Raw genomic sequence first — 16,448 nt, forward strand, 5'->3', positions numbered from 1 at the left:
CCGCGCACGCGCAAACGGTGCGCCGCGCGCTCGGGCGCTGCGCCGCCTCGATGGGGTGGGACCCCGACGCACCGGCGTGCTGACGCATGGCTTGCGGGAGCGGCACCGAGATCCTGGCGCGTGAGCACGGTCCTTGCTCGGCAGGCTGCGCGATTCCATCCGGGTCGGGAGGGGAGAGGGCAGCAAGCGAGCATGGGAACAGGAAGAAGCACGAAAGGCACTCTCCGAGGGTTGTGGATCTCGCTCACGGTCGTCATCTTGGCGTCGTTCGCGGTCCTGGGATTCTTCGGCTGGCAGATTCATCAAAAGGCGCCCCCATTGCCACAACGCGTCATCACCGAGGATGGCGTCGTGCTCTTCACGCTGGACGACATCCAGGACGGCAAGAGCGTCTGGCAGTCGATGGGGGGCCAGGAAGTGGGCTCGATCTGGGGGCACGGGGGTTACGTGGCGCCCGATTGGTCCGCGGATTGGCTTCATCGCGAGGGCACCTCCCTGGCCGAGGCCATCGCCCTCGCGGAGTATGGCCAAAGCTTCGAAGCGCTCGACGTCCCGAAGCGGGCCGCCACCGAGGCGCTCGTGCAGGCCGAGATACGAAAGAACACGTATGACGCCGCGACCGGCGATCTACGCGTCTCGTCCCGCCGCGCCGCCGCCATTCGGTCCACGGCAAGCCATTACGATGGCCTGTTCGGCGACGACCCGACGCTCGGCTCTCTGCGCGAGGCCTACGCGATCCCGCCCCGCAGCGTGCCCGATCCCGAGCGCCGGCGCATGATGAACGCCTTCTTTTTCTGGGCCTCCTGGTCCTGCGTGACCGAGCGCGTCGGCGAGCCCGTCTCGTACACGAACAACTGGCCGCCGGACGAGCTCGTGGGCAACCGCGTGACCGCGCCAATCGTGGTCTGGTCGATCGTGAGCTTCGTCCTGCTCCTCGCGGGTATCGGCGGTTTGTCCTGGTACTTTGCCGCGAAGGGGCACGAGGAGGAGGCGCCGCCGTCGCTTCTCCCCCGCAAAGATCCCCTCCTCCAGCTCGAGCCGACGCCTTCCATGCGGGCCACGGTCAAGTTCTTCTGGGTCGCCGCCGCGTTGTGCATGGCGCAGGTCGGGCTCGGCGCGGTGAGCGCGCATTACGGCGTGGAGGGCTCCGGCTTTTATGGCATCCCGCTCGCCGAGATTCTGCCTTACTCCGTCACGCGGACGTGGCACGTCCAGCTCGCCATCTTCTGGATCGCCACGACCTGGCTCGCGACCGGGCTCTTCGTGGCCCCGGCCGTGGGCGGTGTGGAGCCGCGTTTCCAGCGCGCAGGCGTGAATTTCCTCTTCACCTGCCTCATCATCATCGTCGTCGGCTCGCTCTTCGGGACCTGGTATTCGACCCGGCAGCGCATGGGGCTCGACGCGAGCTTCTGGTTCGGGCACCAGGGCCTCGAATACACGGACATCGGCCGGTTCTGGCAGATCTTCCTCTTCGTGGGGCTCGTCCTCTGGCTCGTGCTCATGGTCCGCGCCCTGCGTCCGGCGCTCGCGCGGCGTGACGAACAGCGGACTTTGGTCGGGTTGTTCTTGCTCTCGTCCCTCGGCATCGCGATGTTTTATGCCGCGGGGCTCATGTGGGGGCGCCACAGCCACCTCTCGATGGTCGAATACTGGCGCTGGTGGGTGGTGCACCTCTGGGTCGAGGGCTTCTTCGAGGTCTTCGCGACCGTCATCATCGCCTTCCTCCTCGTCCGCCTCGGCCTGCTCCGGCCGGGCTCCGCGAGCCGCGCGGTGCTGTTCTCGACCATCATCTTCCTGAGCGGCGGCGTGATCGGGACCTTCCACCACCTCTATTTCACGGGCACGCCCATGCCCGTCCTCGCGCTCGGCGCCGTGTTCAGCGCGCTCGAGGTCGTGCCGCTCTCGCTCATTGGATTCGAGGCGTACGGCAATCTCCGCCTGATCGGGCTCCGTCCCTGGGTCACGAGCTACAAATGGCCCATCTACTTCTTCGTGGCCGTGGCGTTCTGGAACCTCGTCGGCGCGGGCCTCTTCGGCTTCCTGATCAACCCGCCGATCGCGCTGTATTACATGCAGGGCCTGAACACGACGCCCGTGCACGGACATACCGCGATGTTCGGGGTGTACGGCATGCTGGGATTCGGGCTCATGCTCTTCTGCCTGCGGGGCGTCTCGGCGCGATTCGCATGGAGGACGGGCGCCCTCTCCTTCGCTTTCTGGGCCATCAACATCGGGCTCGCCGCGATGGCCTTCGTGAGCCTCTTGCCCGTCGGCATCATGCAATCGATCGCCAGCGTGGAGAAGGGCATGTGGTACGCGCGATCGGCCGAGTTTCTCCAGACGCCCCTGATGGACGCCTTCCGCTGGTCGCGCGTCCTCGGGGACACGATCTTCGCCGCGGGGATCCTCGCCCTCGGGTACTTCTTGCTCGGCCTCCGGACGGGCTGGTCGCTGTCACCGCAAGAGACCACGGCCACCCCGAGCTTGCCGCCCCCCCCGGAAAACCCCGAACAGCCGTCCGGCGCGCCCGCTACCCTGCCGCCGCTCGCGGGAGGGAATTGACGATGCAATCACGAGCAAGGCGATTCGAAGGCAAACCCGTGCAAGAGCTGATGACGCGCGCGCTGCTGACGGTCCAGGATACCGAAAGCATGGCCGTGGCGGCGCAGCTCATGTACCAGGGGAGCGTTCGGCACCTGCCCGTGATGCGCGGCGCGACGCTCGTCGGCATCCTGAGCGATCGCGACATTCTCGGATTGAAGGACGGGCCCCTGCTCGACATCGTCGTGCGCGACGTGATGACCTCCCCGGTCGAGACGACGCGCCCCGAGGCGAGCGTGGAAGAGGCGAGCGCCCGCATGGTGGCGCGCCGGATCGATTGTCTGCCCGTCCTCGACGAGGGCGAACATCTCGTCGGCATTCTGACGAGCATGGACATCCTCGCCGAGCGCGGGCGCCTGGCGCACAAGGGCACGGCGGGCCCGAGCGGCATTCCGCTCGCGCGCGACATCATGCATCGCCGCGTGATGACGATACGCACGGACCTGGCGCTCCGCGAAGCAATCCAGATCCTCGTTCGATCGGAGCTGCGGTATCTGCCCGTCGTCAATGCGGCCGGGCGCGCCGTCGGAATGTTCAGCAGTCGAGAGTTACGCGCCTCGGTGGGCGATGCGGCGACGATGCTGAGCCGAGACGGCGCGAGCGATCTGGAAGAAAAAACCGTCGACGCCGTCATGCGGACCGGCGTCGTGACCGTCGCTCTCGACGCTTCGGTGCTCGAGATCGCCGACAAGATCCTCGACGAGCGACAGACGGCGATTTGCGTCCTTGATGCGTCCGAACGAATCGTCGGAATCGTCACCTACGTCGACGTCCTCGCGGTGCTCGTCGGCCGGAAGACGTAGAACATCGATCGGTTTGACAACCGTTCGATGTTCCAGGCGATCTTTCGATCGCCCTGCTTCGAGGAGCGGCGGCATCGTATCGTCTGTCCCTCCGATGAACAACCTCCTCCGCACCGGGTTCGTCTCGGCAGCGCTGGCACTTCTTCCGGCTTGCGTGGAGCAGCGGCCCTCCGTCGTCCCGGAACACGTGAACCTCTACATCCCGCCCGTTCCGATGGACGGCGTGGAGATCATGCTGCCCTCGGGTCTGCGGGTCCTCGTCGAGCGGGACACACGCGCGCCGTTCGTTGGGGTATTCACCTTCATCGGCGCAGGCGCGAGCAGCGATCCGAAGGGCAAGGAGGGTCTCGCACATTTCGTCGAGCACCTCGTCTACCGCGCCAGACCCCACGGCAAAACGACGCTCGAAGGGCTGCTCGAGCAGGCCGGCGCGGCGCACCGGAACGGGATGACCAATTTGGATGCCACCGCCTATTACGAGATGGGGCCTGCGGATGCGTTGCCCGATCTCCTCCGGCTCGCCGGGGCGAGAATGCTCGCGCCGACAGAGGGGCTCTTGCCCGACGATATCGAGGTCGAGCTCGATATCGTGCGCGCCGAGCTGCGTGACCGCAGCGAGCTAGGCCCCGCCGGCCGCATCCTCGGCGCCATGCAGGTCGCCCTCTTCCCGGCGGATCACCCCTATGCACGCCCCCCGATCGGCACCCTGGAGAGCCTCGCCTCCCTGACCCTCGACGACGTCAAAGGCTTCGTGCGCGAGCATTACCGCCCCCATGACACCACGATGGTCATCGTCGGCGACGTCGCTTTGAAGGAGGTCGAGCAGGCCGTGAATACGATATTGCCCCGCGAGCTCACGGCCGCGCCGGCTTCGGGGGCACCCTCGCGCGCGAAGGCCACGAAGCCCGCCGTGCCGCCCGCGCCGCCGCCGCGCCCCGCCGCGCTCTCGCGGATCGACGCCCCGGTCTCCATGCCCGAGCTCTGGGTCGGCTGGTCGCTACCGAGTGCCCTCTTCGCCGGGCGGCAACAGCTCCAGCTGCTCAAACGCGCGCTCGACGAGTACCTGCACCGCACCTTCAGGGAAGCGCACGAATTCGGGAACATCGGCACGCTCCTCCTCGAGGGCCGCGACGCGTCGATGTTGCTGGTCTCGGTCCCGCTTCGCGACGCGTCGGACCCGGCCGCGAGCCTCGGGCGCATTCTCGGCGAGGTGGATCAGATGATGGCCCCCCTACCCCAAACGGTGCAGGCAGCGTACTGGGAGCACGCCTTCGTCAATGAGCAAAAAAAGGCGATCCTCGGCGCGCTGCTCGACATGGAGCACCCTTCCGAGCACGCCCTCGAGATGGCGCGGAGCACGCATTTCACGGGCACCACCTCGTGGTACCTGCGCTCCATCAACGATCTCGCGGGCGCCGAGCCGTGGCAGATCGCCGGGCTCGGCGCGAAATACCTGGGGCGCAAACGCGCGCGCGCCGTCTACGTGGTGCCCGCCAAAGGCGGCGCGCCGGGGCCCGCGCCCGCCTCGCACAACGACGCGGTGGGGCGCGACGACGAGCGGCTGCCCGTGCGAGTGGACGCGGAGCAAATCCGCCGTATCGCGCGTCCGCCGGGGTTCGCAGGCTACCGACAGTATGTCTTGCCAAACGGTTTGGAGGTGATCATCGGGGTTCGTTCTTCCAAACCCGTGGTCACCGCGGGGCTGCTCCTGCGCGGCAGCGCGCGGACGTCCGCGTCGCCCGCGGAGGGGCACGTCGCCATGCAAATCGGCCAAGCCACCTCGGAGCCGTGGACCGCGTTCGGCGGGTCGTTGGGCCGCCGCCTCAACGTGGAGAGAGTCGAATACGTGCTCGACGCGGCCACGGGCAACACGGCCAGCATGCTGGAGGCCCTCGCGCAGTCCGTGCGCTCCATGCAGATGCCGCCCTCGGATTTCCTTTTGAAGGCACGCGCGATAGCCACGGACCTCGAGCATGACCGCGCCAATCCCGCCAAGCGCGGCGATCTCCTCTTCTGGCAGGGCCTGTACGGGCCTCATCCGTTCGGGCGTAGCATCCTCCCGGCCGATCTCCGGCGCGTGGAGAGCGAAGGGGCCGAGGCGTGGCTGAAGCAGCACCACGCGCCGCGCAACGCGGTGCTGGCCGTGGTGGGCGACGTCGTTCCCTCGGAGGTGGAGAAGGCCATCGAGGAGGTCTTCGGGGACTGGGAGGACGAGGCCCCGGCGCAAAAGCTGCCCGCATTGCCAAAGATTGGCGAGGCGCGCGCAAAACAGCCACAGATCTTCGTGACGAACCGGCCCGGCGCCACCCGTGCCACGCTCCATTTCGGTTGCCTCTTGCCGCCGTTGCAAGGCCGCTCGCCGGCGCGTTACGAGCTCATGGCCCAGCTCGTCGAGGCGCGGCTGCACGCGGTCTTGCGGCGCCGCCTGGGCATGACATACGTGGCGAATGGCTTCGCGGCCACGCTCTGGGGCGGCGTCGCGCACCTGTCGATTCGCGCGGATGCGGATCAAGGGCGGCTCGGCGAGGCGCTCGTGGTGCTACGCGACGTCCTGCGCGAGCTCGAAGAGGGCAAGCTCGCCCCGGGAGAGCTCGACGCGGCGCGCCTCAAGCTGGCCCGGCAGCGCGTGCTTTCACATGTGACGAACAGCGAGATTGTGGAGGCCGTGCTCGACGCGCGGCACACGGGGATTTCGCTCGGCGTGGTCGACCAATATGGAAGCGCGCTCGCGTCGGTCACGCCTGACGACGTCAAGGAAGGCTTCCGGCGCTGTGCCGCAGGGAGCCCGACCCTCTCGCTCGTGGGCGACGAAGCCCCGACACGCGCCGCCGCTGCGGGGGCTTTTCCGTAAGCGTGCGCCTTCGCGCCCGTCACGCAGGGTCCGTGAGGCCGAAGTAGTGCGCCAGAAAGTCGCCGAAGCTGTCGTATTTGAACCAGAATTCGAAACGCTTGTGGCAGCCGAGGATCGGATACTCGCCGTCGCGGTCGGCGCGGTGGAAGAGCAGGATGTGATCCTGGTCCCCCGCGGGGAGCTCGATGGCGAGCGCGTCCGCCATCGCCGGGTTCGGTAGGAGCTCGATCCACGCCTCGACCGCCTGCTCGTTGGTCATGGGATAGGGGTCTTCGTAGCCCTCGGGCATCGCGCGCGCGCTCGCGATCGCCCAGTCCATGAGGATGTCGCGCAAGGGCTTCGCGTCGAGCCGCGGCGGCGAATCTGGCGACACGCGGAACCAGGTCGCGTCGAAGGCGAGCCAGGTCGAGAGGCTCGGGGGCAGCGGACGTCCGTCGGGCAATGTGAGCGACGCCAGAGCCGAGGCGTCGAGCGGCTTCGGATCCCGAAATTCGCCAAACCAAAGCTCGGCGCGCCCGCCATTGCGGCGGAGATGCGCGACGACTTCGTCCGTCCTATCACGACTCATATCCCGTGCTCCTCTGGGCGGCCTTCCTACCCCGACGCTCCGGCAAGCGCCATCTGTAATCGTCCAGCACCACTGCCGGCTTGCGGGCTGCCATCGGCAAGGCAGTTGATCACGCTCTGGAGGAATGATAGCGGAGACGTGCCGGAGGACCGTCAAGAAGCCGACGACGGCTGCGACACACGTCATGCCCGCGCTGCCATCCAGCGAGACCGACCGATGCGCCCCGTGGTCCCTGACGAGGTAGAACGCGACCCCCGTCCCCTGACGGCGGCGAGCGTCACCGCGGACTTCGTTCGTGTCGAGAGGACCTCGCCGCCACGGCAGATTGCGACGTCCTCCGCGCCCGGCGAGCGAGACGCGCCCCGCGACGCTGCCTCTCTGCCCGAAGGCTTCCTCGAGCACTACGAGATCATCCGCAAGCTCGGCGAAGGCGGCATGGGAATCGTGCTGCTCGCGCGGGACATCAAGCTCGGGCGCCTCGTCGCCATCAAGCTCCTCCAGGACAGCGGACAGGCGACGTCACGCCTGCTCGCCGAGGCGCGAGCGACGGCGCGCTGCAGGCACGAGAACATCGTGGTGATCCACGACGTCGACGAGACCAACGGGCATCCGTACATGGTCCTCGAATACCTCGAGGGCCGCACGCTGCGGGATGTCCTGTCCTCGGGCGCCCGAGGATCGAGCCGCGTGCTCCCGAGGGGCCTCGCGCTCGACATCGTGATGTCGGTCCTCCGCGCGCTCGTCGCCGCGCACGAGCGCGACGTCGTGCATCGCGATCTCAAGCCCGAGAACATCATGATCCTCGACGCCGGGGGGGTCAAAGTGCTGGATTTCGGGCTCGCGAGGCGCGGGGACGGCCTTGCATCGAGCGACGGCGGCACGCTCGCGTACATGGCGCCCGAGCAATGGCGCGGCGAGAATGTCGATGCGCGTGCCGATCTCTGGGCGGTCGGCGTCCTCTTGTACGAGCTGCTCTCCGGCGCGCATCCGCTCGCGCCGCTCACGCGGGAGCGGCTCGAGAGCGTCGCCGACCAGAATGCGCCCATGCCCAGGCTCCGCGACGTCCTGCCCGAGCTTTCGGCGCTCTCGGACGTCGTCGACCGCTGCTTGCGCAAGCAAAAGGAGGAGCGATTCGCGTCGGCGGACGAGCTGCTCGCCGCGCTCACGCCCTTGCGTGAAGGGGGAAAGCCCCTCGCGCTCGCCGAGGGTGAGCAGCCGTTCGCGGGGCTCTCGGCGTTCCAGGAGGCGGACGCGGGCCGCTTCTTCGGGCGCGAGCGGGACATCGCGGCCCTCGTGGGGCGGCTGCGTCGTCAGCGGCTCGTCACGGTGGTAGGATCCTCCGGCGCTGGAAAGTCGTCGTTTCTGCGGGCCGGCGTGATTCCGGCCTTGAAGCACTCCGGCGAGGACTGGGACGTTCTCGTCCTGCGCCCGGGCCGCGCCCCCGTGTCGTCGATCGGCGAGACGCTCGCCGAGGTGCTCGCCGAAGGCACAACGGACGGCCCCGCGGCCTCGGGCAATCTCCGCGCCGAGCCGGGCCTGCTCGGCGCCCGCCTGCGCGCGCATTGTCGCGCGCGGGGGCCCGGGAGCCGCGCGCTCGTCTTCGTCGACCAATTCGAGGAGCTCTATACGCTCGTCTCCGATCCGGGCGAGCGATCCGCGTTCCTTCAATGCCTCCTCGGCGTAGCGGACGACGCCTCGTCGCCGCTCCGGGTCATCGTGACCATTCGCTCGGATTTCCTCGACCGCGTCGCCGAGGATCCCCATTTCCTGGCCGAGGTGACCCAGGGCCTCTTCCTCCTGCCGCCCATGGCGCGCGAGGGCCTGCGGGAGGCTTTGCGGCGCCCCGTGGAGGCGTCCGGGCATCGGTTCGAGGACGAGGCGATGATCACCGACATCCTCGCCGAGCTGTCGCGCGCCAAGACCCCGCTCCCGCTCCTGCAATTCGCGGCCGCGGAGCTCTGGGAGGCGCGTGATCGGGAAGCGAAGACCTTGACGCGCGCGAGCTACGAGCGGGAGACAAAGGCCCCGACCGACCCCAAGAGCGTCGCGCAAGCGTTCTTCGAGCCCGCGGGCGCGCGGGTCTTCGTGATAGACAACACCGGGGACGCCTATCTCTGGAACGCGCGCGAGGCAGGTGTGCCGGTCGTGCTCGGACGGCACGACGTGGGCGTGCGCCACGCGCAATGGAGCCCGGACGGCTCGCGCGTCGTCACCACGTCCGTGGATGGGATCGCGCGAATCTGGGATGTCCGCGGCGCGACGGCCCCCATCGTGCTTCGTGGTCATGAATCGGAGGCGATCTACGCCCTGTGGTCTCCCGATGGCGCGCGGGTCGTCACGACGTCCAAGGACGCGACCGCGCGCGTGTGGAACGCCGATAGCTCCGGGCAGCCGGTGATCCTCCGTGGTCATGGAGATGAGGTCTTTTGGGCGAGCCATAGCCCCGATGGCGCGCGCATCGCCACGGCGTCGGCGGACACGACGGTGCGCGTCTGGAACACAGACGGGTCCGGCCAGCCGTTCGTGCTCGCCGCCGGGCCCCTCGCCGTCACGGACGTAGCCTGGAGCCCCGATGGGAAATACATCGCGCACCACTCCGAGGAGAAGGTCGCGCGCGTGTGGCGCGCCGTACGGCCATTCTCCGGCCCCGGCGACGCCCAACTCTGGAATGCGACCTCTTATTGTATTCCCGCCGCTATCCGGATCGACCTCCTGCACGTCACCGAAGCCGATGCTCGGAGGGATCAGCAAGCGTGCGAGCGCCGCGTCGCGGAGGCTCGGGCCGCCGAGGGAAACCCAGGCCTCGCGCCGCCTCGTGATAGGGTGTCACACCCATGACGCGGAAGCCGATCTCGCTCGGTACGACCCAGGACCCCGTGCGCGAGGAGCGGAGGGCGCAGCCCCTCGCGCGTCCGTTCCTGTTCGTCGTGCTCCATTGTGACCAACCGGCGCTCGGCGGCGCGCGGTATGGCCTTTTGGAGACCGACGTCGTCGACATCGGCCGCGGCCCTGAGCGCGTCGCCTCGCGCGTCCGCGAGGGGGGCGCGAGCCGACTCGATTTGCGTTTGCCCGACGCGGCCATCTCGAAGTCCCAGGCGCGCCTCGTCAGGAGCGGCGAGGGCTGGGTCTTCGAGGACGCAGGCTCGAGGAACGGCTCTTTCGTCAATGACAAGCGCGTCCGAAAGGTCGCGCTCGAGGACGGTGATTTCATCGAGCTCGGCAACGTCATCCTGCGCTACCGCGCGGGCCTGCCGTCTTCGCCTGCCTCCGCGGCGGATCTCGACCTCCAGGGCCCGGAGGGCGGGGGGTTCTCCACGCTCGTCCCGCCGCTCGCGGACGAGCTCGACACGCTGACGCGTATCGCGCGAGCGCCCATCCCGGTGCTGCTCCTCGGCGAGTCGGGCACGGGCAAAGAAGTGCTCGCGGGAGGCGTCCACGCGCTCTCGGGGCGGACAGGGCCGCTCGTCGCCGTCAATTGCGGGGCGCTCACGGCGTCGCTGCTCGAGAGCCAGCTCTTTGGACATGTCAAGGGCGCGTTCACGGGGGCCATCCGGGACGAGCCGGGGTACGTGCGCAGGGCGAACGGCGGCACGCTCTTCCTCGACGAGGTGGGCGATCTCCCGATGCCTGCGCAAGCCGCGCTCTTGCGCGTGCTCGAGGAGAGCGAGGTCGTGCCCGTCGGCGGGACGAGCCCCATCAAGGTGGATCTGCGCGTCGTCGCGGCGACACACAAGTCGCTCGACAAGATGGCCATCCGGGGCGAGCTCCGGGTCGACTTGCTGGCGCGGCTCTCCGGGCACCGGCACACGCTCACGCCGCTGCGGGACCGGATCGAGGACATGGGCATCCTGGTCCGCGATCTGCTGCGGCGCTGCAAGGTGCCGGGCGCGCCCGAGCTCGGCTTCACCGTGGAGGCCGGCAAGCTGCTCGTGCAGCAGCGGTGGCCGCTCAACATCCGCGAGCTGTCGCAGACCCTCGGCGTCGCGGCCGCGCTCGCGGACGGTCCGCTCATCGAGAGCGCGCACCTCGAGAGCGCGCACCTCGAGAGCGCGCCCCCCGAGAGCCCGCACCTCCTCGAGAAGAGCCACGAGACCGTCGCGCCGCCCGAGCCCGAGGAGGAGAGAGGCACGGTGCCGGACGAGCTGCGCGGGCGTATCATGGCGCTCCTCGAGAAGCACAGGGGCAACGTGAGCGGGGTGGCGCGCGACATGGGCAAGTCGCGGGTCCAGATCCACCGCTGGATCCAGAGGTTCTCGATCGACATCGACGCCTATCGCTCGTGATCGTGGCCCGAGATCGGCGACCTCCGGGGGCTCGGGCCTACGCTGCAGCGCTCTCGTGGACGTGAAGCCCATTCACGGCATCGGGCACGTATCGACCATCGACGGCTCGCATGCCGCGTCCTTCTTCACCTCGAGGAGCTGCATCATGCCTTCGTCCTCGTGCTCCAGGATGTGGCAGTGCAGCACGTACTTGCCCTCGTAATGCAGGAAGCGCGACTGGAACTTGAGAGAGCCGTCGACTCCCTGCATGCCGCCCGTGGGGATGAGAATCGTATCGCGCCAGATGGGCCGTGCCGGCGTCTTCCCGTTGATGGACGTCACGAGGAACGAGTTGACGTGGATGTGGAAGGGATGGACCGACTCTCCACCCTTCATGACCCACTTGTTGTTGAGCGTCCATTCCTCCACGGCGCCCAATGCCATGCACTGGTCGATACGGGTTTCGCAGAACGTGCGGCCGTCGATGGTGAAGTGCGGCTGGTTCATGTCGTCGAGGGACACCCTGAAATCGAGCGTGCGTGTATTCTCGACCTGATTGCCAGGCTTCGCCATGTCATCGAATGACGGGTAAAGCGCGGGCGGCGTGAGCGCCTGCGGGATCGCGAGGCTCTTGTCCGGCTCCCCCGAGACGACCACGGTGGCGAGGACCTGCGGCTCCCAGCAGACGAAGTCGAGGTAGCCGAGCGCCACCATCTGGTAGGTGCCCGCTTCGAACTGGGTCAGCAGGTCCACACGGCCCCCCGGCGGGACGACGTATTCGATCTCCGAAGTGGCGTCGGCCATCGGCATCTTCAAGGGCGCAGCGTAGGTGATCCCGTCCGTCGCGACCTGGTAGTACGTGACCGACTTCGCCCGCACCTCGTCCCGCTTGAGCACGGGCGGCATCATCCCGACACTTTTGCAGTCGTAGCCGAAAGGATCATAGCCGGACTTCGGTAGCGACGTCGCGGCGTCCACCTGATCGTCCGGCACGCGAAGAAAGGCGATGTCCAGCGGAGCACGAAAGCCCGTGTGAAGGACCCGAAGACGCTGCACCTCGCTCGGGCGCATACGAAGGATCGGATTGATCTGGCCGTTGACGTGGAAGAAATCATCGACACCAGGAGGCAAGGCGCCGGCCTTGCCCATCTCATTGTACGTCGCGAGGCGAGTCTTCCCGGTGCACGCATCCTTGGCTTGGATCATCAATTCGCCAACGACGAGGAGTTGCTCCTTGCCCTGCCCCGGCGCGGGCTCGGGAGAAAACATCTTGTCGAGATCGTCTTGCCATTCGTCGCGAATGATGAGGGCCCCGACCATACCGCCTGCCACCTGGATGGCCGTCGCTCCATGGAAGTGCGGGTGGTACCAGTAGGTCCCGGCCGGATGATCGGCCATCGTCCCATCCGGCATGACGAGGCCTTTGGGGATGTCGAAGACGAAGTCGTAGCTTTGGCCAGGACCAATCTCCAAAAAGACGTCATCTCCGGGCGGCCCGGGGTCGACGTGCAGACCGTGCGTGTGGAAGTTGGTCGTGTTGTTCTGCATGCCCGGGCCGTGCCCGCCATGCCCACCGCTGGTGGTCGTCATGCCGCCGCAATCGCCGGGGTCCACGGCGCTGCCGTCGTCCGGGAGGCCGTTGATGAGCTTGAGCCTGAGCCGATCACCCGGGTGAAGCTCGATGCTCGGGCCTGGAATCGTGCCCGTATACGTGCCCTCGAAATTCGCCTCTCCTGTATTGACTTTGAGGCCGGTGTACGCGCGGGTCATGAACGTATACTGGCCGACCGTCACCTCGACTTCGGTGATGGTCATCTCGATATCGAGAAGGCCGTCCTTGGCTCGGACCGTGGCGGGATTGAAGAGCTCTCGGCTCGGAGTCGGCTTCGGCGTCTGCGACTTGTCGTCGGAGCTGCAACCGAGGCTATCGGGCAGCAAGAGGCCAGCGCCGAGCATGGCGCCCAGCCTCAAAAAGTCGCGCCGCTCGAACGTGAGCGTGGCACGAGCCCGATTTGCATAAGATGAAGGTTTGTTCTGGGACATCACGAATTCACCTGTGGGTTCGCCGTTTGCGCTCCGGATGGTCGACATGCCCCGAGGAAGCTTTGGGGGGACCATGGGTATCACGAGCGGCACCTATCTCAGATGGGGAGCCGCGGGACACCTCGAGGCTCCGTCTGGCTGCTCCGAGCGTGCGCCTTGCAACGCTCAGGCCACCTTTCCCAACGAGAACACAATCCCGTCGGTAAGCGCGCGCGCACGATAAGGCGGCCACCGGCCGAGCGCCGCCGACGGCAGCGTACTGTACCTGTAACAGGACCTGTAACACGGCCCTGTTACAGGTCCTGTTACAGCGATCGGACCAGCGTAAGTCGCATCTCTAGAAACGATGAGACGCCCAGGCCCGGTAGGCCCTGGCCACCGGACGCCGCACCCGGCAGGCACCGACTCGCGTTCTTGCCCTCGCTGCGCTGTTCGCCGCTCGAAACCCACGGCGCGCTCGATCGGGTCCCGCGACATGCGCGGGTTGATGTCTCGAGACCGTAGCCTCCTGTCAGCACATGCGGACAGAACAACGCACGCAGCAAGGCCGATCTGCGACGGAAGCAAGACGTTTCATGGGCTGGCACCTCGCTTGCTACGTCGCGGGCGTAACGTCTATCCAAAGAGAACCCAGGTAGAAACCGTGACCCTCTGACCTTGCTCGCCGACGGTACCGCACAACCGAGCGTACGGCAAGACAAACGTTCGTCGTCAGCGGCAGCGAGAACCGCCCTGTTCGGCGACGCTGGCCGCCCACCGATTCCCATGAGCGCTTCCCGAGGCGACCTTTCGACGCCGGGGCAGCAAGAGGACCCACGATGAGTGTCTTCGACGACGCAGATGCCACCTTCGAGGTGGTCGTGAACCACGAGGAGCAATACTCCATCTGGCCCGCCGGCCGGGAGATCCCTGCGGGCTGGCGCCTGGCAGGGAAGAATGGGAAACGCGCGGAGTGCCTCCAGTATATCGAGGCGGTCTGGACCGACATGCGGCCGCTCAGCCTGCGCAAGCAGATGGACGCGGCTGCGGCCGCGGCCAAGCAATAAACCTGAGTCGCCGACGATGGATCCGATCCCGGGCGCGTGGTTCTGGAGGCCCAGGCCCGTGGCGTTGCCGCGGGCGCGGCTGTTTTGCTTCCCCTACGCAGGGGCGAATGCAATGGTCTTCCGGACCTGGGTCGCGGAGCTTCCGCCCGACGTGGAGCTCGTCGCCGCGCAGCTCCCAGGCCGCGGGCCGCGAATCCGAGAGGCGCCCATGACGAGGCTAGAGCCCCTGGTAGAGGCGCTCGGGCAGGCGCTCGCCCCTGGCCGCATACCTTTCGTGATGTTCGGGCACAGCATGGGCGGGCTCGTCGCATTTGCGCTTTGCCACTGGCTACGCGCACGCGGCTTTCAGGCGCCGATGCACCTCTTCATCTCCGGCCGCCGCGCGGCGCGGTTCCCGGACTCCGACCCACCCACCGGCGAGCTGACCGACGAGTACATCCTCTCCTGCATTCGACGTCACGGCGGAACGCCCGCGAGCGTCCTGGCCGAGCCGGAGCTCATGGAGCTCGTCCTGCCCGTTTTCCGGGCGGACCTCGAACTCCTCCGGTCCTACCGCCATGTACCCACAGAGCCTCTCGATGCTCCGCTGACCGCGCTCGGGGGCATGAAGGACGACACGGTGCAGCCGGCGCAGCTCGAAGGGTGGCGCGAACACACGAAAGGTCCGTTTGCGCTCCGCATCTTCGAGGGAGACCACTTCTTCCTGCATTCCTCGGAAGCCGCTGTGCTGCGCGTGGTCGGGCAGGCATTCGAGGGGAGCTCGCGTGGAGCACATAGGACGTGACAATGGCAGGCGAGGCAACGAAGAACGAGCGAACCGAGACGTCCACCAAGCAAGAGTCCATGGCGGACGGCGTCGAAGCGAAGTCGGAAATCCCGTCGAACGACGTGCGCGCGCGCGAAAGCCGCGCGGAGGCGATCATCCGGCGAAACGTCCTCTGGGCGCTCGTGGCGGGCGTCCTCCCCGTGCCCGCCGTCGATCTCGTTGCAATCAAAGGCACTCAGCTCAAGATGCTGAAGGAGCTCGCCGACCTCTATGAGGTGAGGTTCACCCAAGACGTCGCGAAGGCGCTCCTTGGCACCCTCATCTCGAGCACCTGGAGCGTGGGGGTGGGGACCACGCTCGGATACGGGCTCGCCAAATTCGTGCCCGTGGTCGGCTCGGCACTCGGGATCATCTCCACGCCGCTCGTCGCGGGTGCGACCACCCATGCGCTCGGCAAGGTATTCATGATGCATTTCGAAACCGGCGGTACGTTTCTCGATTTCGATCCGAACGCCATGCGGTCGCATTTCAGATCGGAGCTGGAGAAGGCCAAGCGGACGGTCGCCACGATGAGGCAGGAGCCGTAGGCCTGCCTGCCGCCCCTCGGGCTCGGATGGATATCAAGAGAATCAATCTACGATGAGCATGCACGACGAGAGCAGAGACCTTCGGGGGCACGACGCAGGCAGCCACGGCGACCTCGCGGCGCGGTGGAACGAGAAGCACGCCGACCCGGCGCGCCCGCGTCGGCGCCTGCCCTCGCCCATCTCGGATGAGCTGCGTCAGCAGGCGGCGTGGAACGACACGGCGGTGGCGTACCCCGATTGCAAGTGCATTCACGAGCTCTTCGAGGAGCAGGCCGCGCGGACGCCCGACGCCGTGGCATTGGTGTTCGCCGAGCAAGAGCTCACCTACCGGGAGCTCGACCAGCGCTCCAATCAGCTGGCACACCACCTGCGCGCACTCGGCGTCGGCCTGGAGCTCCGCGTCGGGCTCTGCGTCGAGCGCTCGCTCGAGATGGTCGTCGGCCTGCTCGCCATTCTCAAGGCCGGCGGCGCCTACGTCCCGCTCGACCCAGGCTATCCGCGAGAGCGGCTCGCCTACATGCTCACGGACGCACGGCCCGCCGTGCTGCTCACACAAGAGCGCCTCGAGGACAGGCTTCCCGCTCACGAGTTTGTCACGGTATACCTCGATGCGAGCGCGCCCCCCTGGCACGAGCAGCCCCTCACGCCCCCCGACGTGCAGGTTGGTCCGGACAACGCTATTTACGTCATCTACACCTCTGGCTCGACCGGTCGCCCGAAGGGCGTGCTCAATACACATCGCGGGCTCCACAACCGCCTCCGATGGATGCAGCGCGCCTACTGCCTGAACGCCGCCGACGCCGTCTTGCAGAAGACGCCCCTGTCGTTCGACGTATCGGGCTGGGAGCTCTGGTGGCCCCTCTTGGAGGGCGCGCGCATGGTCATTGCCGCCCCCGAGGGGCACAAGGATCCGCGTTATCT

11 protein-coding genes are annotated in these 16,448 nt (G+C 67.4%); 9 read left to right on the forward strand and 2 right to left on the reverse strand.

Annotated elements, in window-relative coordinates; all coding sequences use genetic code 11:
- Positions 1-192: 192 nt before the first annotated feature.
- The 3 genes from QHF83_RS13285 to QHF83_RS13295 all read left to right on the forward strand — a co-directional run bounded on the left by QHF83_RS13285 (position 193) and on the right by QHF83_RS13295 (position 6,255).
- On the forward strand, positions 193-2,562 hold the full coding sequence (locus QHF83_RS13285; RefSeq protein ID WP_348980442.1) for a nitric-oxide reductase large subunit: 2,370 nt from the start codon (positions 193-195) through the stop codon (positions 2,560-2,562).
- Between the two features lie 2 nt (positions 2,563-2,564).
- The gene (locus QHF83_RS13290; protein ID WP_282418178.1) at positions 2,565-3,404 is read left to right on the forward strand and encodes a CBS domain-containing protein; all 840 of its coding nucleotides are present in this window, start codon (positions 2,565-2,567) and stop codon (positions 3,402-3,404) included.
- A 94-nt stretch (positions 3,405-3,498) separates the two neighbouring features.
- Positions 3,499-6,255, forward strand: a complete 2,757-nt coding sequence (locus QHF83_RS13295) for a M16 family metallopeptidase (RefSeq protein WP_282418179.1) — start codon at positions 3,499-3,501, stop codon at positions 6,253-6,255.
- Positions 6,256-6,274: 19 nt separating this feature from the next.
- Here the strand turns inward: QHF83_RS13295 and QHF83_RS13300 are convergent, their stop codons facing one another.
- Positions 6,275-6,823, reverse strand: a complete 549-nt coding sequence (locus QHF83_RS13300) for a hypothetical protein (protein WP_282418180.1) — start codon at positions 6,821-6,823, stop codon at positions 6,275-6,277.
- Between the two features lie 216 nt (positions 6,824-7,039).
- Between QHF83_RS13300 and QHF83_RS13305 the strand changes: the two genes are divergently transcribed.
- Together QHF83_RS13305 and QHF83_RS13310 are read left to right on the forward strand one after the other, a co-directional pair.
- Positions 7,040-9,661, forward strand: a complete 2,622-nt coding sequence (locus QHF83_RS13305) for a serine/threonine-protein kinase (RefSeq protein ID WP_282418181.1) — start codon at positions 7,040-7,042, stop codon at positions 9,659-9,661.
- Positions 9,658-11,106, forward strand: coding sequence for a sigma 54-interacting transcriptional regulator (locus tag QHF83_RS13310; RefSeq protein WP_282418182.1), 1,449 nt, complete (start codon positions 9,658-9,660; stop codon positions 11,104-11,106). The genes QHF83_RS13305 and QHF83_RS13310 overlap by 4 nt, the downstream gene beginning before the upstream one ends.
- A 72-nt stretch (positions 11,107-11,178) precedes the next feature.
- On the opposite strand, the gene QHF83_RS13315 is transcribed toward QHF83_RS13310, so the two are convergent.
- The gene (locus tag QHF83_RS13315; protein ID WP_282418183.1) at positions 11,179-13,041 is read right to left on the reverse strand and encodes a multicopper oxidase domain-containing protein; all 1,863 of its coding nucleotides are present in this window, start codon (positions 13,039-13,041) and stop codon (positions 11,179-11,181) included.
- 905 nt (positions 13,042-13,946) lie between these two features.
- Here QHF83_RS13315 and QHF83_RS13320 point away from each other — a divergent pair.
- The 4 genes from QHF83_RS13320 to QHF83_RS13335 form a co-directional block, all read left to right on the forward strand.
- Positions 13,947-14,174, forward strand: a complete 228-nt coding sequence (locus QHF83_RS13320; protein WP_282418184.1) for an MbtH family protein — start codon at positions 13,947-13,949, stop codon at positions 14,172-14,174.
- Positions 14,175-14,190: 16 nt separating this feature from the next.
- Positions 14,191-14,958, forward strand: a complete 768-nt coding sequence (locus tag QHF83_RS13325; RefSeq protein WP_282418185.1) for an alpha/beta fold hydrolase — start codon at positions 14,191-14,193, stop codon at positions 14,956-14,958.
- A 2-nt stretch (positions 14,959-14,960) separates the two neighbouring features.
- Positions 14,961-15,527, forward strand: a complete 567-nt coding sequence (locus QHF83_RS13330) for a DUF697 domain-containing protein (protein ID WP_282418186.1) — start codon at positions 14,961-14,963, stop codon at positions 15,525-15,527.
- 52 nt (positions 15,528-15,579) lie between these two features.
- Positions 15,580-16,448, forward strand: an 869-nt coding sequence (locus tag QHF83_RS13335) for an AMP-binding protein (protein ID WP_282418187.1), incomplete at its 3' end; no start/stop codon positions are given.

The organism is Polyangium sp. 15x6 (assembly GCF_029960785.1).
Classification (GTDB): Bacteria; Myxococcota_A; Polyangia; order Polyangiales; family Polyangiaceae; genus Polyangium.